The organism is Pseudarthrobacter sp. NPDC092439 (genome assembly GCF_044754945.1).
Taxonomy (GTDB): Bacteria; Actinomycetota; Actinomycetes; order Actinomycetales; family Micrococcaceae; genus Arthrobacter.
Window position 1 is genome coordinate 800,537 of record NZ_JBIVQB010000001.1, and the last position, 22,437, is coordinate 822,973.

Here is a 22,437-nt window from a genome sequence, read left to right on the forward strand (position 1 = left end):
GCCCCTGCGACTTCGTAGAATCGCATCTGAGCAATACTCTCAACTTAACCCTCGCTCAATGCCTTCTGTTCAATGTGAGCATTGATGGCAACAATTTCGGGATGGTTGGTGAGGATATCAACGACGTCCCGCCAACTGGGCGGAATGACTGGAAGCATGGGCACCAGAGCGTCCAGAAGCCCGGCATCTTCAACTGTATCGAGTGTGACCCTGTATTGGGCCGATGCAGGACGAAACGTCAACGCGCCGCAGTTGAAGCCAGCGCCCTCCTCGTAGAGGGCGCTTGTCACGTGGGCACGGTGATAAGGTTCAGTGCGCCGGGCGGCCCTTTCCAGAGCGGCGGTGGTGGCCAGCTCCACGTCCAAGCCCCTAGGCAGGGACCGGACCTGGGTAGTGGAAACGTAATCGAGGCCGATGTCATTCCGCCATATCGCCACGACCTGGGAGATAACGGCAGGATCAAGCAAAGGGCAATCCGCCGTCAACCGCACAACTGCATCAGCCCGGGTTGCGTCGGCTGCAAGAATGAACCTGCTCAGCACGTCATTTTCACTTCCGCGAACCACCTGCACGCCTTGGGCCTCCCCAAATCCGGCTATCGCATCATCACCGGACTCAGTAGATGTTGCTATCACCACCTGGTCGACCCCAGTTGCGGCTTGGGCAGCGCGAACAACCCATTCGAGCACTGACGTGCCGCCAAGGTTGCGCAAAACCTTGCCAGGCAGTCTCGACGAGCCAACCCTTGCCTGGATGACCGCTACAACCCGCGGGGCCTGCACGTCGCCCATCAGCCGACTACGGACAGAACGTTGTCAACGACACGCTCCACTTCCGAGTCCGTCAGCCCCGGGTAAAGGGGCAGTGAGATTTCCTCACGGTAGTATTGCTCCGCTTCCGGGCACATACCCCGTTTGTAGCCGAGGTCCTCAAAGACAGGATGCCAGTAGGCGGGGATGTAATTGACCTGCACACCAATGCCGCGGTCCCTGAGGGCTTCGAAAATGGCCCTTCGCCGCTCGGCAGGGACACGCAGCGGATAAAGATGCCACGCTGGCTCCGCACCTTCCACGGTCCCCGGAATAGTCAACTCAGGTATGCCCGAGAAAGCTTCGTTGTAGACATCATGGATCGCTTGGCGCCGGCGGCGGAAAGACTCAAGGCGGGCGATCTGACTGATGCCAAGAGCGCACAAGACATCCGGAAGCCTGTAATTGAGGCCAAACTCATGGACTTCCTGGTGCCAGGGTCCCTCGTCCGGAAATCTCAATTGATCTGCTTCGCGGACGAGCCCCTGCCCCTTGAAGCGGCGGGCTTTTTCGGCGAGCCGTTCATCTGGGCTGACAACAGCGCCGCCCTCGGCGGTAGTCATATTCTTGGTCGGAAAAAATGAGAACGTTGTCAGATCAGCAAGGCGCCCCACCGGGACACCGTGAAGCAGGGAACCGACGGAATGGGCCGCATCCTCGATAAAAAGCGCACCCGACTGGTGGGCCATTTCCTTGAAGGCTGCCGCATCTACCGGTAATCCCGCATAGTCTACAGCCGTGATGGCACGGGTCTTGGACGTCACTGCGGAACGGGCGGCCTCCAAGTCGAGGTTTCCGGTCGCAGGATCGATATCAGCGAAGATCACCTTCGCTCCTGCAATAGCCGCTGTTGCAGCCGTCGCCACAAATGTAAGGGGGGTCGTGACAATCTCGTCGCCAGCCGAAATTCCTGCGGCAACATAGGCAACATGAAGTGCCGCCGTGCCGGAAGTTACGGCAACAGCATTTGAGCCGCCCGCTACCGCGGAGATCGCGGCTTCAAACTCGGCAACTTTCGGACCCGTCGTCAGCCAATCACTGCTGAGCGCCTCAGCTACTGCTTTTAAATCGGAGTCGTCGATGGACTGGCGGCCATAGGGAAGCACTATATTAGAGCCCTTCCGCTTCAAACATTGCACGAAGTTCCTGGATATCCAGGAACTTCTCGTTGCCATCGGACTGGTAGCTCCAGCCATCCTTTACCGGAACGGCACCTTCAGGAGTTTCATAGCCCCAGCCGCCCAAGTGAGGCATAACCACGTAACGGTCCCCTACGGAAACAGTGCGGCGGGAATCGTCTGCCGCAATCATCTCCTCGTGAAGCTTCTCGCCGGGGCGAATTCCAATCTCGTGGGTTGTGGCGCTGTCGTCTACAGCCTTTGCCAAATCAGTGATCCGCACGGACGGAATTTTCGGTACGTAGAGCTCGCCGCCCTGCATAATTTCGAATGAGTCCAGAACAAACTTGACCGCCTGCTCCAGCGTGATCCAGAACCGAGTCATGCGGTCGTCGGTGACGGGCAGCGACTTGCCTTCCGCGGCCATTCTCTTCCAGATGGGAACGATGGATCCGCGCGAACCCATGACGTTCCCGTAACGGACTACGCAAAAGCGAGTGTCATAGGCAGCAGCGTAATGGTTTCCGGAGATAAAGAGCCGGTCGGCGCAAAGCTTGGTTGCCCCGTAAAGGTTGACGGGGCTGGATGCCTTGTCCGTGGACAGTGCCACGACTTTCTTAACTCCGGCGTCAATGGCCGCATCCACCACGTTCTGCGACCCCTGAACGTTGGTCTGGACGTATTCGAACGGGTTGTATTCGGCCGTGTCCACCTGCTTCAGGGCGGCGGCGTGAATTACGTAGTCCACTTTATGGAAAGCGCGGTTCAAGCGGTGACGGTCACGAATGTCACCGATAAACCAGCGCAGCCGAGGGTCGTTGTTGAACATGCCTCGGACCTCGTGCTGTTTCAGTTCGTCGCGGCTGAAGATCACAAGCCGACGGACGTCGTGATCGTCCAGGATCTCTTTGATCAGAGCCTTCCCAAGCGACCCTGTACCGCCTGTGATCAAGACCGAGGAACCACTCAGTAGGGACATCCTTTTAACCACCTTGAGTTCAAAATTGATTTCTTATTTTTCGCATCCGGAACGTAAGTTCCCTTGCCCGGCAATGCCTAGCCAGCCTACCAGCAGCTCGCGGGCTTTGGGGCCGCCGCCGGGCCCGCCGGACTGGTTGCGGGCGCCGACTTCGTGATTCTGGATCCAGCCACTAGGGGCGGACGGCGTGGGCGGCAAGTTTACGCAGTCCCGGCCACATGCCCTTCGCGACCACCTTCGGGGTCAAAGACACTGCATTGAGTCGGGAGGTAAGGTGCCAACGCGCGGAGCGTGCTGCCCGGTTCCAGCCCTTGGCGTGAAAGTCACGAACGCACTCATCGAAGAACGCGCGTTCCTCAGCAAATCGGCGCCCGTCCAATGCCCGAACAGAAGAGTCGGACTCCCTGTGGCGGCGGTACTGAAAGCAAACGGTGTCCAAAACGGACATCTTCCCGCCATGCAGGATGATGTCGATCGCTAGGGCGAGGTCCTGAACGACATTGTATTGAGGGCGGAAGTCATGCCTCTTCACGGCTTCGGCCCGCCAAGCGACCGATGGGAAGTAAAGCCAGTCTCCAACCAGGAGGCTCGAGGCCACGTCCTCTCCCGATACAACCGCTTCATTGCTTCTGCCAACCAATTTTGTCCTCAACAACGTCTTGACAAGATCACCGAGAGGGCGGTAGACAGCACCGTTTTCGTCGATGACCTCAACACCCGGTTGAACGATACTCACGGCGGGGTCCTGGAAGGCCTTACGGACAGTACCTACGTAGTTGGGCAACATCACGTCATCAGCACCCATGATCACGACGACTTCGTGCTCAACAAGGGTTATGCACTTCTTATAATTTCCGTTGGCACCGAGGTTTTCTGCGTTACGGAAATATCGGACACGGGCGTCGTTGGCGACGAGCTGATCGAAATATCCGGGAAGACTGTCGTCCGGGTATCCGTCGTCGACGATGGTCAGGCGAAAGTCCGTATCGTCCTGCGCCAGCACCGAATCAACGGCGGCCTTCATCATCGCGACATCGCCATAGTAGGGCAGCATTACATCAATGGTCACTGGTCTTCTCTCTCGGTTGGAGTCGTGGCTTGGCTGCCGGAACGCATGGTGGTGGCCGGTGATGGCTGGGCAGTGCCGTGCCGCTGTATTCCTTCTACAGAGGCACGGAGAATGGCAACCTCTTCGGCCAAAATTCGGGTCTCATCCTCCAAAATCGTCAATTCGCGCGAAACATGCAAACTCACGCCCACCAGCAAAAGAATGGACATCGCGAAAAGAAGGTTTGCGGGGACTACGACTCCGACAATAGAAGCGGCCCAGTTAAGCAGTCTCGGAAAGAAACCAAGAATAATGGTCAGGCCACCGATGACCAGCCAAAGAATGGCATATTTCTCACGAAGACGGCCGTTCCTCAGCATGATGAGGACAATAACCACCATGGAAATAGACAAGACCAATGAGACAGCGACGCTCATCTCCTAGACACTTCCCTCTCCAGCGATGTCCCCGGACATTGGTGCACGCAATTCGGCAGCGCGAGGCGTCCTGCGCCTGGCGAGTGCGAAACATAGCACAAGGCCTGATCGTGCAAGGTAGAGCGTGGCCTTGAAAGGGCCTTGGCTTGGTGTTCCCGCTTGGCGCGCCTTCATCTCGACCGGGACTTGGGTCACGCTGCAGCCGGACTTGATGGCTACGACAAGGGAGTCGATGGTATCTCCGAGATATTCAGTCGGGAAGTGGGAAATATATTGCCGGATCGCATGCTCGTTCGCGGCACGGAACCCGGACGTCACATCGGTCAATGGAGTGCGGGCCACACCGGAAATCACCTTAGCAAGAAAGAACATCGCCCAGCGGCGCGGCCCGTTCACGCCGTAGCTTCCCCTGCCCGCGAAACGTGCACCGATCGAAATATCAGCCCGCTGGAGCCCGTCCAGCACGCGATCAATGTCATGGGGATCGTGCTGCCCGTCGGCGTCCACCTGAATAACGGCACTGTAGTTGTTGCGGAGTGCGTACTTGAAGCCGGCCCGCATAGCTCCGCCAACGCCAAGGTTAAAAGGCAGCTTCAGGACAGTGGCCCCGGCCTCCTGGGCGATGCGGGGAGTGTCGTCCTTGGAGCCGTCATCGACGACCAACACATCATAGGAAGGCACGACGGCAAGCACGTTCCGGATGGTGTTTCCGATTGCTTCTGCTTCGTTCCATGCGGGCATGACAATGAGAACGCCAGAACGCCGTGAGTTAGCCATGATTATGGATTGTATCAAGGAGAACCCGGGTGGATGGCAGTCACAGCCGGCTCGCTGAGCCCCGGGAAAGCAACCGGCCACCGGCCTAGTAGGCTTGCGTTGACGTTTAGGAGTTGATCTATGTCTTGGTGGGAATCTGTCCCCACGCTCGCAATCGCCGTAGTGGTCTTCTTTGTTCCAGGTCTGGCACTGCTCGCGGCGGCCGGTCTGCGAGGCCCGAGCCTGGCTGTTTTGGCTGTACCGGTCACGACCAGCGTTGTTGCTTCGACGGGCATCGTTTTCGGGTTCGCTCGGATCCCGTTCAATCCAGTCTCAGTAACGGTCGGTACTCTTTTTCTACTAGGGGTGATTGTTGGTCTCCGGGCCCTTATGCGTAGAAGGGGCGCCGGCCAGGATAGGCTCGAGATCCGTGCACCAGACTCCGGGCTGCACCCCCGGACCGTATTGAACAAAGCTATCGTCGTCTTCGCCGTGCTGGTCCCCGCGATCATTATTGGTGCGCGGTACATGTCCGGTTTCGGCTCCCCGGAATCGTTCTCCGAGACCTTTGACAACGTCTACCATTTGAATGCAGTGCGGTACATTGCGGACACCCAGGCAGCTAATACGCTGACGCTCGGTAATCTGACCGAGACTTCCCAAGGTCTTTACCCCGCCGGCATGCACGCGCTGCTCGCGCTGGTTTTGATGTCCGGCGGGCAAGCCATCACGGTAGCCGTAAACTGGGGATCAATCCTCTATGCCGCAGTGGTATGGCCCTTGGCCTCCCTGTTCTTGGTCAGCCGTATCGTCGGCACCCGCCCGCTAACGCTCTTGGGCGCAGGTGTTCTCACTGCGGGGTTCAGCGGCTTTCCCTACCTCATGGTGGCGTTCGGGATCCTTTACCCGAATCACGCGGCGCTAACGATGCTGCCGGCAGTCCTTGCGCTGACCATCGAGGCTATCGGCATACGATCGTCGCAGCTGAAACTCAGCGGGAGCGCCATCCTCTTGTTGGTGGCAACCGTTCCCGGTTTGGCCCTGACGCACCCCAGCGCGTTCATCGCTTTGCTGATGTTCGCCTTCCCCGCCGTGGTCGGTGTATATCTTAGGGCGGTCACAGCCCGTACCAGCGGCGCTCTCTCCAGACGTGCATTTTCACTCTGGACCCTCGCGGCTGCGCTCTACGCTGCCGGCACCCTTGTGGTGTGGGTTGTGGCTCGGCCACCGCGGAGTGCGGCCAGTTGGGGCCCCTTCCAGACTAATGCACAAGCGTTGGGTGAGGTCTTGGGCAGTGCACCTATGGGCACCACGGTGGCATGGATAATATTCCTTCTGACACTCGTCGGTCTTTACGCCATCGCGCGCCAGATCAAGCGTCATTGGTGGAGCTTAGGCATGTTCGTCATTGCAGCCGTGCTCTACCTCATAGTATCCGCCTGGCCGATCGGTTTCGTCCGATACTTCGCCACCGGCGTGTGGTATTCGGACAGCAACCGTTTTGCGGCAATGCTGCCGTTGGCGACGCTTCCGATTGTGGCGCTCGGTCTGGACTGGATCATCACCCATGTTGGTCCTTGGCCTGCCAGATGGGCTTCCCGATTCCCGCGGGGAAGCAATACGACCAAAGCACCAATTGGATCCCTGCGCAGGGTGGCATCCCGGATGCAGGGAACAAGGGCAACCGCCGCCGGCGCCGCCGTCGTCCTCCTCGTCGGTCTCGCAGCGCAGGGAGGCACCTTGTCAATGGTGCAGCAGCGGATCTCCACCACATTCGAGACACGCAACGATTCAAGCCTCGTAACAATTGATGAGCTGACGCTCATGAAACAGCTGGAAGACATAGTCCCGGAGTCAGACGTCATAGTGGGCAATCCCCGCACCGGCGCGTCCATGGCATATGCCTTTTCCGGCCGGCATGTCATCGCCCCACACATCCTCGGGGCGCGCAGCGAGAGTGAACGTCTCTTGATGAACCACTGGGGCGAAGCTGCATACAACCCCAGCGTATGCCCCGTGATCGAAGAAAAACGGGCCTACTGGGCCCTTGACTTCGCGGACCAGGAGATGACACCCCGCGGTGAGCCGCTGGAGGGTACCAGGGACCTCGCGGATGACTCCGCACCAGGTGTTCAGCTCGTCAAAGAAGTGGGGAAAGCCCGGCTGTTCAAGATGACCGCCTGCCACTGACAGCGGGAAGGAGCGGGGCTCGCCACCATATCGATGGCCGGCCCCGCTCCTTCACTCTCGCCGCTCTTTAGGGAAATTTAGTCTTGTATGCCGATTTGGCCAACTCGGGTAAGACATTCCGGGCAGCCCACTGTGCTCCAATAACCGATTGGTGCTGCAGTGCCACTCTCTCATCGCCCGAGACGACGTAAATGGTTCCCTGCCCAAACTCGGGAAAATCACGGCTGAGCTTCTTGTTGGCCTTGTAAACAGTAAAATCAGTCATCGGCACCGAAACCACCAGCGCGTCAGCACTGAGTTCTCCTGCTCGTTCACGCGGTAAGTAAACCGTACCTTTGGGGAAGCGATGAGGGGTCCGTTCCAGGCTTTTCGCGAGGTCGCTCAGTGCGGCGGGCACTGCCAATCCTGCTGACGCGAAAAATGCCACGGGCGCCGAACCCGGCACGGAAAGGACCAGGTCAGATCCGGAAGCTGAGGAAGCAGAAACAAAAAGGGCAGTCGCACCTCTAAGCACCGGATAGTTAGCAGCGACATCAACGATCTCCTGCTTGGCCTCGGCAATAAGGGCCTGGGCTGGGCCGCCCAGTCCGACGACTTCGGCAATAAACCGGGTCACGGCCTCCCATGATTCTGCCGGAAGGTCGCTCGGGGCAATGATCACCGGCGCAAGCTCGGACAACGCCTGGTACTCCTCCTGGCTCAACCGGCCGCCGACCGAAAGAAAAGCGTCCGGCCTCAGTTCTTCGAACACTGAAGAACTCAGCTGGCGTCCGTCGTCATAGGTATGCGGCACCTCTGCCGGGTTCAAGGCCCGCACGCCTGCGCGGTACCAGGGTGTAAAGTCCACACCCGGGCGTGACAAAGGAGCAAGTCCCAACGCCACAAGTGTCTCTGCCTCCACTGTACCCAGTGCAACGATCCTGGCCGGTGGAGCCTTCAGATCAGTTACCCCGAAGCGATGATCCACAGACTTAGGAAATCCCTGTGACGAGGCGCGAACCTCCACTGGACCCTTGTCCCCGGTTGAGCACGACACCAGTGCCAAGGGTGCCAGCCCCGCCAGAGCCAAAAAGGCTCGACGGCTGGTACTCATTTGTTCAGGTCCGGACGTCATTTCTCGTTTTCCCATCGTGTCAATTGGCTTTTCGTCATGGCCAGGCCGCCTACTCTCCCGGCGCCAGGCGGAGCAGTCTGTGGGCGAAAAGCGGGGCAAGGCTCTCGACATAACTTTTTGTAAGGTGGTTGTCGTCATAAAACACGAAGAGTCCGCCGATTACCGCATAGCAACGGGCCTCATCACAGAACTGGTCGGACATGTCCAGTACCTTCAGATTTCTATGCCTGAGTTCGGCGACGGCCTGCGCCGTAGGATCGGGGAGGAGGGCTTTCGAGCGCTCGGTGGCACAGGCAATGGCATTGCCCTTGTTGTTGATGACGCAGGTAGGCGTACTCTTGCCCAAGGTTAGCGGCGAATCACGAATGACGACCACACGCGTACCGTTCTCGGCCCATTTGGCTATTCGCCGTTCCACGGAGGAGCGGTACTGTGCTAACTGATCCCGGCCGGTGCCGTCGTCGATCGTTTCTTTGATTGAAAAGGTAGAGGACACCACAAGGTCCGGCTGCTGCTGCAGAATTTTCTTTGACACCTGCTCGCTCCAGTCCAGGCAGCGCTGCTGACTCTTGGCGTCCAGCCGTGGTGCGTCCATGAATGCGACCCTTCGGACGTCTGCAAGCGAGCAGCCCCCCGCCAGGCTCAAACGGACTTTCCACTGCTGTTTGCGCGCAAGATCAAAGAAAGCAACTTTCCAGTGCTCCGCATGCGAGTCCCCAACGAACCATACTGTCTTCGCGTCCGTCTTCCCCCCCGAGTAGTCACAGTCCTGAAGGTATGGCGTTCCCTGGACCATGATCTGATCCGGGGCCGAACGGCAGCCTGAGACGGCAAAGTAGGGTGACTCAGTCTTTCCGATGTTCTGCGCATCGGGAGCACCGTATCTGTCCGGGCAGGATGCCCCCGGGAGGAGACTGGCGGCGCCGTAACAAGGTGACTTTGCGAGCATCGCCAACTGCTGCTGCTGCGCTTGCTCGGACTGGGCCGCCGAAAGTACCATGGCCCCCGACAGCGCCCCTGCCACCGCCATCGTGCCGATGCCGGCCAAGATGCTCACGCGCGGAGAGCGGCCCCTGAACAGGGCGTTCCTGCCGGGATCCTCCACGAATCGCTTGGTCAGCACCGCCAACACGACGGACGCTGCGCCTATGCCGAGCTTTTCGGTCGCGCGGAGCTCGTGCCCCAAGACCGGGACGGACAGAATAATCAACGGCCAGTGCCACAGGTACAGCGAGTAGGAAATGTCTCCCACAAACTGCAGGGGCCGGAACCCTGATCCGGGCAGGGCACTTCTCCCCAGCACGGATCCTGAAAGGACAATCGCACCCGTGCCTAGGACGGGAATCAATGCCATGGCCCCCGGGAACAAGGTCTGCTCGTCAAAAAGGACAAGCGCGAAGATAAGCGCTGCCAATCCGGCGAAGGCGAGCAGTCTCATCAGCAGATGCACTGCTGCGGGGTGATTTACCTCCCGTGCACGTGTGCCACGTCCGGCAAGCGCAAAGGTTGCCATCGCGATCAGTCCACCGGTGGCGAACTCCCAGGCCCTTGTGCTGGTGACGAAGTAGGCCTCACTCTTGCTGGCCGTGGTGAAATACACGCTGTATGCAAGGGACGCTGCGAAGACTGTTCCCATCGCGTACGAGAGCAGCGTCAGCGGCGATCTGCGCAGACGCAGTGCAAGAAAAAATGAAGCAGCCAGAAGAAGCGGCCAGATAAGGTAGAACTGCTCTTCAACTGACAGCGACCAATAATGCTGCACGGGGGTGGCCATCTCATGGTCAGCGGAATAGTCTACGGATTTTGCGGCGAGTAGCCAGTTCTCTGCATAGAAAACCGAAGCGAGAGTTTCCCATGCAACATCCGTCCAGCGGGAGTAGGGCTGCACGAGCCACGAGCCGATGATGCTGACGAAGGCGACGAGCAGTGCCGCTGGAAGCAGCCTTCGTATGCGTCGGGCATAGAAGGTTGCAAAACGCACCCTTCCGTTTCCCTGTAGTTCCTCCACGAGGTGCCGCGTGATCAGGAAACCGGAAATAACGAAAAAGATATCGACACCGATATATCCCCCGGGCAAGTACGTTGGCCAGAGGTGATTGACGACGACAGCTCCGACCGCCAGCGCCCGAAGGGCCTGGATATCCGTCCGGAATTTTTGCTTCGGCTTCCGAGGCGCTTGGGCGGCGGGTGTGTAGGTGGCAGTCTGCTGGCTCAAAGATATGCTTCCCGGGTTCTGCTAAAAAAGATGGGGGCTGCGGGTATAAGACGCTCAACCACTGCTGCGGGCCCGCAGGTACTCGACCACGTCATAACTCGGCCCGTCCTTGATCACTCGCCCGTGTTCGAGTAGAACGCCCCGGGAGCAGACCCGTTGCACGAGGTCCAAGTCGTGGCTGACGACCACGAGAGTCTGACCGGCATCGGAGAGTTCCTGGATCTTCGCTAAACACTTTCGCTGGAATGGTTCGTCGCCGACGGCGAGAATTTCGTCCACTAGAAACACCTCCGGGTCTGAGTGGACCGCGACGGAAAACGCCAGGCGCAGGTACATGCCAGACGAGTAGAAGCGCACCTCGGTATCGATGAACTCTCCGATCTCAGCGAAATCAACGATCGAGTCGAAGCGTTCTTTGATCTCCGCCTCTGATACCCCCAGGATGGCCGCGTTAAGGTAAACATTGTCACGGCCAGAAAGATCCGGATGGAAACCGGCTCCCACCTCAATCAGTCCCGCCACCCGGCCGCGGGTCCGTACAGTACCCTCGTCGGGGGTCATGACGCCGGAAATATGCTTAAGCAGGGTGGACTTTCCGGAACCGTTAAGGCCTAGCAGGGCGACCGTTTCACCTTGCCGGATTTCCAGGCTTACATCACGAAGGGCATGGAACTTTGCCGAAAGGTCACCTTTACGTCCTTTCACAAACCATATGAGGGCTTCTTTGATCGATCGCGTATGGCGAAGGACGAACTGTTTGCTGATGCCCTTGATCTCAACGGCAATTGTTGGTTGCTCAGACACTACAGCTCCTGCGCGAACTTGACTTCTAATTTGCCGAAGGTGAACTGCCCCAGAACCAGTACCGCAGCTGAAATGACCATGGCCACGGGCAGCCACAGCTCAAAGAGCTGTGGCGGAGCCGCCAAACTGACGTCGCCCTCCGCTGTCGTCGACCAAAAGGCATAGTGGAAAAGTTCAACACCGACAGTGACAGGGTTGCACTGGTACACAGCGAACCAGAAGTCACCCAGGCGTTCGTGCACCATGCGCCACTGGTACATCACCGGAGAAGCCCAGGTGGCAACCATTAGCATCATTTCGACGAAATTTTCGGAATCGCGGAAGTAGACATTTACGGAGCTGAAGAAGAGTCCAAGCCCCACGGAGAGCATTGCCAGCACCAAAAAACCTGCGATACCTGCTGCGAGACCTAAGACAGTGGGACGCCAACCCGTAATCACACACCCCATGACAAGAACTACGAGCTGGGGAAAGAAGTGCGCGGCCGAGACGAACACCGAGGCCACCGGGAAGAGTTCCCGGGGAAGAAATATCTTCTTGATCAAACCACTGTTATAGACAATTGACTTCGCGGCGTTGTTAAGGGCCTCGGTGAAGAAGTTGATCAGCACGATGCCGGAGAACAGATAAACCGCGTAGTTGCCAACGTCCCGGTTAAGGCCAAGGAAAATGCCCAGCGCCACGTAAAAAACCACGAACTGGATGGCCGGCTTCACATAGGACCAAATAATGCCCAGGACCGAGCCACGGTATCTGAGTTTGATTTCTTTCCGGACCAGCAGCCGCAGCAGATACCTGTGCCGAAAGACATATTTCAGGCCATGCCCGGTCCCCGGCCGGACCAAGCCCGAGTCTTGAAGGGATGTCATCCGCTGTTTCCCACTGACTCGGGCTTCCTGGCGCGGGTGTCCGAGATAGTGTGCTCGGCGAACGTCGCCGCCCAACTTTCCATGGAGCACTGCGCGGGCATCTTCGACTTGTACTCCTGCGAGAGCTCATCCCACCGGCGCACTACCTGCGCTGCTCCGCCCAAGGCTTCCCCAAGGAGCGACTTCGCCAGCCGGGGGTTGCGCACGTACCAGGAAGCGCCCGTGCCTTCAGCGTTGGTGACTATGGCGGAATCGAACTGGGACACGGTCCACCATTTATTATCCTGATGGGAAATGCGGGCCTGGGGCCGGGCACGGTCCTCAGTGGAAACATCTGTGAAGAGTTGCTTCCGGAGAGTCCTGGCTCCCCATGGAAGGAGGGTCTTCAATGAGGGACGGACAGACACCGCGGCGCTGCCGCCCAGACTTTCCTCCGTGCGGGCCGCTGGGAAGGCATCCGGGTCGCTCAAATAGACAGTGTCGCTGTGGCTGGCAAGCATGCCTCGAATACGGGGCAAAGTTGTGTCCAACATAGAGTGCAGCCCATCCGGGCCCTTCAGGAGGTCTTCCACTGCCCACACCCGGCCCTGCGCAGTTGCGTACTGCATCGAGAGAGTGTGTTTGATGTCGGCGAACAATGCGGCCGCCAGCGCCTTTCCTCCCTTGGCGAATGGACTGTACATCAAGGCCACGATGAGTCGGTTCCGATTGTGGAAGTAGGCCTGCCAGCCGACCAGGTCGTCTTTGTCGCCCCATGAAATGTGCCATACGGCCGCACCCGGCAGGCTCACAGTCTGATAGCCGTGCGCTTTCGCACGGAGTCCGAACTCCACGTCATCCCATTTGATGAATACCGGCATGGAGAGGCCAATCTCGCGGATCACAGACGTAGGGATCAGGCACATCCACCACCCGTTATAGTCCACATCAACGCGACGGTGCATCCATGGGGTGTGCCGCAGGTTGGACGTTAGAAAATCATGACCGGGTTCCATTTCGGTGTATGGCTGATCCGGCTGAATACGCTGCGGGTTAACTATTTCGCCAAATGTATGCAAGGCCGTCCGGTGGTGGAGGTCAAACATGTGGCCGCCCACGATGGTGGGCTTCCTGCAGTATCCGGCGAACGTTATTAGGCGGGTGATACTCTCCGGTTCGATGACGACGTCGTCGTCCATCAGCAGGACATAGTCGCTGCCGTTTCCGCACGCTTCAAACATGCCCCTGGAGAAGCCGCCGGAGCCTCCGAGATTGGACTGCTCGATGATTCGGAGCTTCCCGCCTAGGCTGTCGGCCACGGAGCCGAAACCCTCTGCGGCCGATACCTTGTCGGTACCTTGGTCCACGATGATGATCTCGTCAACCTGGTCCAGGCACCCGGGGTTTGTGGCCAGCAGCCGAAGGTTGTTGAGGCAGAAAGAGGTCTTGTTGAGGGTAGTGATCTCCAACGTGACTGACGCAGGGGCAGGAGCCGGGCCGGGCGCCTGCCACTCGGCCTTGTCCATGACGAGTTCGCCGCGTCCGGCCACGAGGTCAAACCAGTACCAGCCACCGTCGCCGAACGGCAGCAGGTCCAAATCCACGACCGACGTCTGTTCTCCCGCCACGGGAATGCTCTTTTGCTGCAGGAGTGCGCCCTTGGCGTTGGATCGGAAGACGATTATGGTGCCCTCCCCCCGTGTGCTGACACTCAGACGCAGGTTGCTGAGCTTGGTCCACTTCCGCCAGTACCCCGCGGCGAAGGCGTTGAAATAGCTCCCGAAGGAAATACGTTCACCCGGCCGGACGCGGGTGGAGCAGCGCCCGATGAAGTCTTCCGCGTGGGCTTCCCGGGTGTTGGAGCTTAGACGAACCGGCCGCCTGCCCTGTTTCCGCGCTTCCCGCTCTGTGGGTGCGGGCATGCCTGCCGCAGTTCCCATATCGACGTATAGCGGAGCAGTATCCAGCTCTGAATGCTCCGGAAAGACAACCCTTTGCAACGTAACCCATCCAGATCCGTCATTCGGATGGTGCCGGGGACTGGACCCTTGACTCATGCGTCTACCCCGCCGCTTTCAAGCGTTGCACCGCTTTCGAAATGCGGCTTGATCTTGTTGTCGAACATGCTCAGGGCAGATCCAATCGCCATGTGCATGTCGAGGTACTTGTATGTTCCCAGCCGCCCGCCAAACAGCACGTCCTTTTCACCCGCGGCAAGGTCGCGGTACTTCAGCAGGCGCTCCCTGTCGGCGGAGGTGTTGACCGGGTAGTACGGCTCATCGCCCTTCTCTGCAAACCTGGAGAATTCACGCATGATGACCGTTTTTTCGGTCTGGTAGTCGCGCTCCGGGTGGAAGTGACGTGGCTCAATGACACGGGTGTAGGGGACGTCAGCATCGTTATAGTTCACTACGGAGGTGCCTTGGAAGTCCTCCATGTCGAGTACTTCCTCCTCAAAGTCGATCGTGCGCCAGGAGAGATCCCCTTCGGCGTAATCGAAATAGCGGTCCACCGGACCGGTGTATATAACGGGGATTTTCCCGACAACTTTGTTCTTGCTGTACTCGTGCGAGTCGTCGAAGAAGTCGGTATTTAAGCGCACCTCAATGTTGGGGTGGTCCGCCATCTTTTCGATCCAGGCAGTGTATCCGTCGGTGGGCAGGCCCTCGTACTTGTCGTTGAAGTACCGGTTGTCGTAGTTATAACGGACCGGAAGCCTCGAGATAATACCGGCTGGCAGATCCTTGGGGTCCGTCTGCCACTGCTTACCGGTGTAGTGCTTAATGAAGGCTTCGTACAACGGGCGCCCAATCAGCTGGATCCCCTTGTCGTTGAGGTTCTGCGGGTCCGTGCCTGCTAGTTCCCCAGCCTGTTCCTGGATGAGTTCGCGAGCCTGGCCGGGCGTGAGATTTGCCCGGAAGAACTGGTTGATCGTGGCCAGGTTGATCGGCAAGGAATACACCTCACCTTTGTGCACACCATAAACCTTGTGGACGTAATTGGTGAAGGTCGTGAACCTGTTGACGTACTCCCACACGCGCTCGTTGGAGGTATGGAACAGGTGTGCCCCGTAACGGTGCACCTCAATACCGGTCTGCTCTTCCTTTTCGCTGTAGGCATTACCGCCGATGTGGTGACGGCGGTCAATGACAACCACCTTCAGGCCCAGCTCAGAGGCGGCCTGTTCTGCGATTGTCAGGCCAAAAAAGCCAGACCCTACGATGACGAGGTCAGCGGTCACAAAATCTCCTGGTTTGAATGCGGGCAGCGCAATGTTGCGCGTTGTCTGCTGCTCTAGCCTACCCGAGGGACAGCAGAGGGCGTCCAATCCGGAAGCCTCGCACCACGGACGCGCAGCTCCCTCTAGAGCAGCGAGCATCCGGCAGCTTTTCCACATAGCCCCGCCTCGTTGTGGCCCGCGCCTGACGGCCGTAGATAGCGTGGGCCCACAACTAAAAGGAGGCCTGTCCGTGACGTTGCACTGCACCCTGGCAGGCGGACCGTCGTCCAGCTTCGCCGGGCCGCCTGTTGAGATCGTGCTGGAGGCACCGGACGGCACCCCGGGCCGGGCGCTTCAGGCAGAATTGGCAGCCAGCTTCGGAACCGGTGCCGTCACGGTGGAAGGCTGTGAGCTGGACGGCCTGATCCTCGGGGAACCTCCCCTGGTAAACGGCGCGGTAATGGTCGACGGCGGCGAGCGCCCCGGGAAGCAGACCCCGCCCCGCATCGCCGTGCGGAACATCCCTGCCGGGCTGTCGCTGGCGGTGCACAGCGGCCCCGGAGCCGGCACCATCGTGCCTTTGGAGCGCGGCATCTACACGCTCGGACGAAGCGGAGCGCGAATCCTCATCCAGGATCCGGAGCTCTCCAGGCTCCACGCCCGACTGGAGGTCACCGATTCGCACATATCCATCACAGACCTGGACAGCGCCAACGGCACATATGTCGACGGGCAAAGAGTACGAAGCGCGGTCGTCTCCACGGCTTCGACCATCCGATGCGGCAACACCCGTCTCGCTCTGGCCTTTGACGACGTCCCCTGGAGTGCGCTGGAGCTGGCGGGTTCATCCGTGCGGCAGCCCATCATCGTTCGAGGCCAGCCGGAACCCGCCAACCGTCTGCTCCTCCTCCTCACGGCCACGCTCCCGTTGGTCCTTGGCGTCGCCCTCGCGCTGGCCACGGGCATGTGGTTGTTCCTTGCCTTCGCCGCGGCCTCCGCCGGGTCACTTCTTGTCCCCCTGCTCACCGGCCGGAAGCAGCGCCGCAGGGCGGACGGCGCAATCAGGTCCGCGGCAGCGCAGGACCGCGAACGCAGGAACAATGCGGGGCCCTCCCTCGCCGTCCTGATGCTCTCGGCGGAGCACGTCCTATCGACTACCGACACTCCAGAAACATCCGAAGCGCCGAAAGTACCGGAGCCGCAGGGCGGCGAAGGCCTGTGGTTTCGGCTTGGAGAGGCGGTCCAGTCCGCCAACGTGCAACTGGATCCCCCGGGCGCGGCCCTGCCGTCCGCCGGGACAGTTCCCGTCCTCCTGGATCCCGGCTGGCGGCACACGGTGTTCCACGGAACGCGTGCAGTCTCTGCCGGAATGATCCGGGCGCTGCTCATGCAGGTTGCCGGTTACCCGCTGGGCCGCGGAACGCCTGTCGTCATCCATGGTGCAGCAGCCCGGCTTCCGCTACCCGCCAGATACCTGCCCCAGACCATCCTCACCACCACGGCATCGGCCTGCAGGACGGCACTGGCAGCGGCATCAGGGTATGCACCAAAGACTCCCGGGATTCTGGTCCTGACGGGCGCTTCGCCGGATCCGGACATCGAGCACGTACTCGCCGAAGCGGCCTTGGACCGCGGCTGGCGGGTGCTGCAATTCGCGCCAGCCGGCGTGTCTGCGGCCACCGAAAGCAACGTGGAGCTGGCCGAGCGGGAATCGGCGCTGCGGGGGCCGCACGGCACCGTGCTCTTCGTCCCGGACCTCGCACCTGAGGCAGTCTTCGACACGTTCTGCCGCCGCCTCGCAGCCCGCGGGACGGCGCCCGCCGGCAGCGCTCCGGGCATCCCCGCCTCCTGCCTGCTCGACGAAATCCTTCCGTCGGACCCGGCCCGGACTGCCGCCCGCTGGAAGGCTGCCCCCACAGCAACCGGGCTTCCGGTTCCAGTGGGTATGGGCACGTCAGGGCCTCTGATCCTGGACCTCCAATCCGACGGCCCCCACCTCCTCGTAGCCGGCACCACCGGCTCCGGCAAGTCCGAGCTCCTCCGCAGCCTCGTCGTCTCCCTTGCCCTCTGCTATCCGCCGGACCGGGTCAATTTCCTCTTCATTGACTTCAAAGGCGGATCGGGACTCGGCCCGCTGGCCGGGCTGGTCCACTGCACCGGACTGCTGACAGATCTGTCCGGCAACGGCTTCGAACGGGCTCTCGTTTCCCTCCGCGCCGAAGTCCGGTTCCGCGAACAGACGCTGTCCGCAGCGGGGGTTCCCGATCTGGCGGCACTCAGGGCGGCACCGCCGCCAAGCGTGGCCTCGCTCCCCCACCTGGTTATAGTCATCGACGAATTCCGCATGCTGGTTGACGATCATCCCGAAGCGTTGCGCGAGCTGATGCGGATTGCCTCGATCGGCCGGTCACTGGGGATCCACCTGGTAATGGCCACGCAGCGGCCCCAAGGCGCGCTGACCGCCGATATCCGCGCCAATGTCACCTCCAGCATCGCCCTGCGCGTCCAGTCTGAGATGGAGTCGGTGGATGTCATCAACCACCGCGCAGCGGCGGATATTAGCATTGAGCGGCCCGGCCGCGCCTTCCTGGTACGTGGCACCGAGCCGCCACGCGAATTTCAGGCAGCGTCGGTTCAATCCGGGCGTACGACGGCGGGGCGGGCCGTCCGCGCCCATCTCGCCGCGGAATATTTCTCGGGGGAATATTGCTCGGGCCAGCCCGTCGACACAGAAGCCTTCGGCTCCCCCGCACAAACCCGCGCCCAGGCTGCCGAACCGCTGCTCGCCACGGTCCGCGACCTGTGGACCGCAGCGGGCGGCCCGGCCCCCAGGCAGCCGGTGGCCGCTCCCCTGCCGCACCACCTGCCTGGATTCGGGACAGACGCTAAATCCGAAGCTTCCGGATGGGGCGTTGCACTGGGACTGATCGATCTTCCCGAACTGCAATGCGTTAAGCTCCTCCGGTGGGATCCAGGGCGGGACGGACATCTGGCCCTGATCGGTACCCCGTCGTCGGGGACAGTCGAGGTGGCGGAGTCTATCTCGCGGAGGCTCCTGTGCCACCCGGCCGAATCGCACGCCTACGTCCTGGATGCCGGTTCGGGCTTGCAACCTCTCGCCGGGTGCCCGAGGACCGGCGCCTATGTGGGGCTGCATGAGCTGAGGCGGGCGGTCCGTGTCCTTGAACGGCTGGCCGAGGAACTCACGCTGAGGCTCAGCAGGAGGGACACAGTCCGTCCGCCAGTCCTCGTAGTAATTGCAGGGTGGGGGTCGTGGGTCTCCGCTTTCCGCGCCGGACCGTATTCCTGGGCTGAGGACCTGGTACACGACCTGATCCGGGACGGGCACGCCGCCGGAATCAGCCTCCTCCTCTCGGGCGACCGTGAACTGGTGGCAGCCCGGTTCACGGCCGCTATACCGAACAGGCTGTATTTCCCTGCCGATTCAACAGAGGAGAGCCGGCTCGCCTGGCCACGATTGCCTGCCGTTGACGTGATTAAGGGACGTGCCGTGGCGGTGGGGCCGGTGGCCGGGCCGGTTCCATCGGCCTGCCAACTCTACGCTGGAGACCCCGCTGGGTCCCCTACCGGGGGGAGTAAGCCTCAGTTAGCGGAGCTGGCCGGCGTGCCCGCACCGGCCTCTGCCCCCTTCAGGGTGGAGCCACTGCCTGACGTCGTTCCGGCGGAGCGCCTCAGGACCAGCGAAACCACCAGGAGTGGCACCCCGCTCAGAGCGCCGGTGATACTTCTCGGGGTCACCGGAGACGAGGTGTCGCCGGCATCGATCCGGCTGACAGCGGGCGGAGTGTTCGCCATCCTCGGCGGGCCGGCAACCGGAAAGAGTAATGTGCTCCGCGTCATCGAGGAACTCAACCCTGGCCAAGGAAGGTGGCTGCGCCCGGGCACGGAGCCGGGCGCGGTAGATGACTCCACCGGATACTGGAAGCAGTGCCTCGAATCAGCCCGGGCCGGAGCGCTGGACAGGCATTCGATTCTCCTGATAGACGACGCCGATCGGTTGGCCCCCTCAACGATGCGGGACGTCGCAGACCTTCATGGGCTGGGCCATGGGGTTGTCTTTACTGCCGCGCCGGGCCCGCTGCTCGGCCAGCGGGTGGCATGGGCCATGGAGGCGCGGTCCTCAGGTGCGGGACTTCTGTTATGCCCGCGGTCAACGTCCGACGGTGAAATTTACGGCGTTCGCTTCGACGTCGAGCCCCATCCACCCCCGGGGCGGGCCGTCCTTATCGAATCCGGCGGCAGCCGCGCCCTGCAGGTGGCACTGGCGTCCTACAACGCCGGAGTCCCGCCGCCGGTCCTGGACGCATAGCTGATCACCCGGGAGTGGAACAGGAGCACCAAGGCCAGGACTGCAGGGACCACCATAGCCGCGCCGGCCGCGATAAGTCCGCCGCTGAGGGTAGGAAAGCCTATGGTCAGCACAAACAACTGCGCTACGAGGGCTGCGGCGCGGGTCCATCGGTAGCCCCGAAAATGGAAGGTAGCCACCGCAAACAGCCAGGCAGAAAATGCCAGGAGGAGTGCCAGCGTGAACACCGCACCCCAGAAGGACAACACCGGGCTACCGGTAAGCAGGTTGTATCCATACCAGACAGCCACGCCAAGGAGTGCGGTGGCTTCGGCTGCCACTATGGCGGCGATGGTGGTGACGGCCCCGGGTCGGTCACGCGCCGCCGCCGGGCCGTCGTTGTCCGGACGGCCCTGACCCGGAAGCCCGGCATTCGGACGGCGGCCGGGGTCTTGGTTAGGGGACGAATCAGCAGGGTCTGCAGGGGGTCTTGACACACTGGCACCCTACCGGACATAGTCGGGTACTGGTGAGGGCCGGCGTCGGCGGTGTGATGTATCGCTCAGAATTACGGGGATTTCGAGGGTTATTACCCCTTGTTTACACAGCGTTAACATGACAGGCTTGATTCAGATGACCAAGGGGGCCCCGCAGGGCCCTTTTCCTTTGTAGCCACTAGTGAATAATTTCACAAAGAGCACTTCCCAGAAATGGAGCAACTGATCAGCATGGATTGGCGTAACCGCGCAGCGTGCCTCGATAAGGACCCGGAACTGTTTTTCCCTGTGGGAAATACGGGGCCAGCACTCCTGCAAATCGAAGAGGCCAAGAGCGTATGCCGGCGCTGCCCCGTGGTGGACACCTGCCTCCAGTGGGCCCTTGAGTCCGGCCAGGATGCCGGTGTCTGGGGCGGGATGAGCGAAGACGAGCGCCGCGCCCTAAAGCGCCGCGCAGCCCGCGCCCGCCGCGCCTCCTAAACCCTAAAGTCCCGGCAGCGCTTGAGGCGCCACTACCCGGGCCAACACGATCCATATAACGAAGCCCCGCACTCCCCCAAAGGGAATGCGGGGCTTTCCCGTATCCGTGCGTCGCGTGGAGTCCGCAGCGTTACTTGCCGGCCAGGCTCAGCCTGATCTGCACGGCCGTTCCGCCACCCTCGCGGGGCCGCCACTGAATCGTGCCGCCCAGCTCACTGGTCACCAGAGTGCGCACAATCTGCAGGCCCAGTCCCTCAACGTGCGGGGTGTCAGGGAGTCCGACGCCGTCGTCGGCGATAGTCACGGTCAATTCCTCGCCTTCCTCGCCCTCGGAGCGGTCCGCAAGCAGCCATACGGTTCCAGCCCGGCCCTCCAGTCCATGCTCCACTGCATTGGTGACCAGCTCGTTGATGACCAATGCCAGCGGGGTGGCGAAGTCGCTGGGCAGCTCGCCGAACTTGCCTGAACGTTCGGTCCGTACTTGCTGTGACGGTGACGCCACCTCGGCAGACAGCCGGAACTGCCGGCCGATCAGCTCATCGAAGTCAACACTTTGGGCCAGCCCTTGCGACAGGGTTTCGTGGACCAGGGCGATAGTGGCCACGCGGCGCATGGCCTGCTCCAGGCCTTGCTTGGCTTCTTCGCTGACCATGCGGCGGGACTGCATGCGCAGCAACGCCGCGACCGTCTGGAGGTTGTTCTTGACCCGGTGGTGGATCTCCCGGATCGTTGCGTCCTTGGTGACCAGCTCCATCTCGCGGCGCCGCAGCTCGGACACGTCGCGGCACAGCACCAGGGCGCCGAAGCGCTGCTGCTCATCCCGCAACGGAATGGCACGCAGTGAAAGGCTGACCCCCCGTGACTCGATTTCGCTGCGCCACGGCATCCGGCCCGTCACCACGAGGGGAAGCGTTTCATCCACCATGCGCCGGTCCTTCAAAAGACCTGCGGTGACCTCCGCCAGGGAGCGGCCCTCGAGCGACTCTCCGTCGCCCAACCGACGGAACGCGGAGACGCCGTTCGGGCTTGCGTACTGGACGATGCCTTCGGCATCCAGCCGGATCAGCCCATCACCCACCCGGGGAGCACCACGGCGTGAACCGGTGGGAGAGGCAAAGTCCGGCCAAAGCCCCAGCGTGCCCATGCGAAGCAGGTCATAGGCACACTGCCGGTAGGTCAGCTCCAGCCGCGAGGGCATGCGCGAACTGGAGAGATCCATGTGGGTGGTCACCACCGCCAGGGTCCGCCCGTTCCGGACCATCGGCACGGCTTCAACGCGGAGCGCCATGTCGCTGCTCCAGTTGGTTTCGCTGGAGCGCTCAATGACCTTGCTCTCCCACGCCTTGTCCACGAGCGGCTTCAGGTCCGACCTGATCCCTTCACCAACGAAGTCCCCGTGGAACACGGTATGCGTGGTCGAGGGCCGGACGTGTGCCAGGGCCACGTAGCCGAAGTCCGGATGCGGAAACCACAGCGCGAGGTCGGCAAACGCCAGGTCCGCAACCATCTGCCAGTCCCCCACCAGCAGGTGCAGCCACTCGGCATCGCCGGGCCCGAAATCAGCGTGTTCCCTGATGGGGTCCGTAAAGATTGCCACTGCACCTCCAGTTGCG

Annotated in this window: 17 protein-coding genes; 3 read left to right on the plus strand and 14 right to left on the minus strand. The window is 61.1% G+C overall.

Annotated features, from left to right (window positions below):
• Positions 1–44 precede the first annotated feature (44 nt).
• The 6 genes from ACIQCM_RS03770 to ACIQCM_RS03795 form a co-directional block, all read right to left on the minus strand.
• On the minus strand, positions 45–791 hold the full coding sequence (locus tag ACIQCM_RS03770) for a cytidylyltransferase domain-containing protein (RefSeq protein WP_377214880.1): 747 nt from the start codon (positions 789–791) through the stop codon (positions 45–47).
• Positions 791–1,915 (minus strand): DegT/DnrJ/EryC1/StrS family aminotransferase, encoded by a 1,125-nt coding sequence (locus ACIQCM_RS03775; protein WP_400603232.1) that lies wholly within the window; start codon positions 1,913–1,915, stop codon positions 791–793. The genes ACIQCM_RS03770 and ACIQCM_RS03775 overlap by 1 nt, the downstream gene beginning before the upstream one ends.
• Before the next feature lie 4 nt (positions 1,916–1,919).
• Positions 1,920–2,906 carry a UDP-N-acetylglucosamine 4,6-dehydratase (inverting) gene (gene pseB, locus ACIQCM_RS03780; RefSeq protein ID WP_400603231.1) on the minus strand — a complete coding sequence of 329 codons (987 nt, stop codon included), beginning with the start codon at positions 2,904–2,906 and terminating at the stop codon, positions 1,920–1,922.
• Between the two features lie 172 nt (positions 2,907–3,078).
• Complete coding sequence (locus tag ACIQCM_RS03785) at positions 3,079–3,975, minus strand: glycosyltransferase family 2 protein (RefSeq protein WP_377214877.1); 897 nt, start codon at positions 3,973–3,975, stop codon at positions 3,079–3,081.
• On the minus strand, positions 3,972–4,391 hold the full coding sequence (locus ACIQCM_RS03790) for a DUF2304 domain-containing protein (RefSeq protein ID WP_377214876.1): 420 nt from the start codon (positions 4,389–4,391) through the stop codon (positions 3,972–3,974). The genes ACIQCM_RS03785 and ACIQCM_RS03790 overlap by 4 nt, the downstream gene beginning before the upstream one ends.
• 3 nt (positions 4,392–4,394) lie before the next feature.
• Positions 4,395–5,168, minus strand: a complete 774-nt coding sequence (locus ACIQCM_RS03795; RefSeq protein ID WP_377214875.1) for a glycosyltransferase family 2 protein — start codon at positions 5,166–5,168, stop codon at positions 4,395–4,397.
• A gap of 120 nt (positions 5,169–5,288) precedes the next feature.
• Here ACIQCM_RS03795 and ACIQCM_RS03800 point away from each other — a divergent pair, with 120 nt between their 5' ends.
• On the plus strand, positions 5,289–7,337 hold the full coding sequence (locus ACIQCM_RS03800; protein ID WP_400603230.1) for a DUF6541 family protein: 2,049 nt from the start codon (positions 5,289–5,291) through the stop codon (positions 7,335–7,337).
• A 67-nt stretch (positions 7,338–7,404) separates the two neighbouring features.
• Here the strand turns inward: ACIQCM_RS03800 and ACIQCM_RS03805 are convergent, their stop codons facing one another.
• The 6 genes from ACIQCM_RS03805 to glf all read right to left on the minus strand — a co-directional run bounded on the left by ACIQCM_RS03805 (position 7,405) and on the right by glf (position 15,559).
• Positions 7,405–8,145, minus strand: coding sequence for a hypothetical protein (locus ACIQCM_RS03805; protein WP_400603229.1), 741 nt, complete (start codon positions 8,143–8,145; stop codon positions 7,405–7,407).
• A 355-nt stretch (positions 8,146–8,500) separates the two neighbouring features.
• Positions 8,501–10,666 carry an acyltransferase family protein gene (locus tag ACIQCM_RS03810; RefSeq protein WP_400603228.1) on the minus strand — a complete coding sequence of 722 codons (2,166 nt, stop codon included), beginning with the start codon at positions 10,664–10,666 and terminating at the stop codon, positions 8,501–8,503.
• 54 nt (positions 10,667–10,720) lie between these two features.
• Positions 10,721–11,470 carry an ABC transporter ATP-binding protein gene (locus ACIQCM_RS03815; RefSeq protein ID WP_377214871.1) on the minus strand — a complete coding sequence of 250 codons (750 nt, stop codon included), beginning with the start codon at positions 11,468–11,470 and terminating at the stop codon, positions 10,721–10,723.
• Positions 11,470–12,339, minus strand: coding sequence for an ABC transporter permease (locus ACIQCM_RS03820; protein WP_377214870.1), 870 nt, complete (start codon positions 12,337–12,339; stop codon positions 11,470–11,472). The genes ACIQCM_RS03815 and ACIQCM_RS03820 overlap by 1 nt, the downstream gene beginning before the upstream one ends.
• Complete coding sequence (locus ACIQCM_RS03825; RefSeq protein WP_377214869.1) at positions 12,336–14,375, minus strand: glycosyltransferase; 2,040 nt, start codon at positions 14,373–14,375, stop codon at positions 12,336–12,338. Before ACIQCM_RS03825 ends, ACIQCM_RS03820 begins: the two co-directional genes overlap by 4 nt.
• Positions 14,372–15,559 (minus strand): UDP-galactopyranose mutase, encoded by a 1,188-nt coding sequence (glf, locus tag ACIQCM_RS03830; protein WP_377214868.1) that lies wholly within the window; start codon positions 15,557–15,559, stop codon positions 14,372–14,374. Before glf ends, ACIQCM_RS03825 begins: the two co-directional genes overlap by 4 nt.
• Before the next feature lie 229 nt (positions 15,560–15,788).
• Here glf and ACIQCM_RS03835 point away from each other — a divergent pair, with 229 nt between their 5' ends.
• Complete coding sequence (locus ACIQCM_RS03835; protein WP_400603227.1) at positions 15,789–19,868, plus strand: FtsK/SpoIIIE domain-containing protein; 4,080 nt, start codon at positions 15,789–15,791, stop codon at positions 19,866–19,868.
• Here ACIQCM_RS03835 and ACIQCM_RS03840 read toward each other — a convergent pair.
• The gene (locus tag ACIQCM_RS03840; protein ID WP_400603226.1) at positions 19,829–20,344 is read right to left on the minus strand and encodes a hypothetical protein; all 516 of its coding nucleotides are present in this window, start codon (positions 20,342–20,344) and stop codon (positions 19,829–19,831) included. The genes ACIQCM_RS03835 and ACIQCM_RS03840 overlap by 40 nt on opposite strands.
• Before the next feature lie 231 nt (positions 20,345–20,575).
• Between ACIQCM_RS03840 and ACIQCM_RS03845 the strand changes: the two genes are divergently transcribed.
• Positions 20,576–20,824 (plus strand): WhiB family transcriptional regulator, encoded by a 249-nt coding sequence (locus ACIQCM_RS03845; protein ID WP_003804966.1) that lies wholly within the window; start codon positions 20,576–20,578, stop codon positions 20,822–20,824.
• Between the two features lie 130 nt (positions 20,825–20,954).
• On the opposite strand, the gene ACIQCM_RS03850 is transcribed toward ACIQCM_RS03845, so the two are convergent.
• Entirely contained in the window at positions 20,955–22,421 is a 1,467-nt protein-coding gene (locus tag ACIQCM_RS03850; RefSeq protein ID WP_400603225.1) for a sensor histidine kinase, read from the minus strand.
• Positions 22,422–22,437 lie beyond the last annotated feature (16 nt).

Bases quoted from the DNA above. Each gene is read 5' to 3' on its own strand.
- ACIQCM_RS03795 (WP_377214875.1), bottom strand. From the start codon at position 5,168: ATGGCTAACTCACGGCGTTCTGGCGTTCTCATTGTCATGCCCGCATGG.
- pseB (WP_400603231.1), bottom strand. From the start codon at position 2,906: ATGTCCCTACTGAGTGGTTCCTCGGTCTTGATCACAGGCGGTACAGGG.
- ACIQCM_RS03790 (WP_377214876.1), bottom strand. From the start codon at position 4,391: ATGAGCGTCGCTGTCTCATTGGTCTTGTCTATTTCCATGGTGGTTATT.
- ACIQCM_RS03825 (WP_377214869.1), bottom strand. From the start codon at position 14,375: ATGAGTCAAGGGTCCAGTCCCCGGCACCATCCGAATGACGGATCTGGA.
- ACIQCM_RS03845 (WP_003804966.1), top strand. From the start codon at position 20,576: ATGGATTGGCGTAACCGCGCAGCGTGCCTCGATAAGGACCCGGAACTG.
- ACIQCM_RS03820 (WP_377214870.1), bottom strand. From the start codon at position 12,339: ATGACATCCCTTCAAGACTCGGGCTTGGTCCGGCCGGGGACCGGGCAT.
- ACIQCM_RS03770 (WP_377214880.1), bottom strand. From the start codon at position 791: ATGGGCGACGTGCAGGCCCCGCGGGTTGTAGCGGTCATCCAGGCAAGG.
- ACIQCM_RS03800 (WP_400603230.1), top strand. From the start codon at position 5,289: ATGTCTTGGTGGGAATCTGTCCCCACGCTCGCAATCGCCGTAGTGGTC.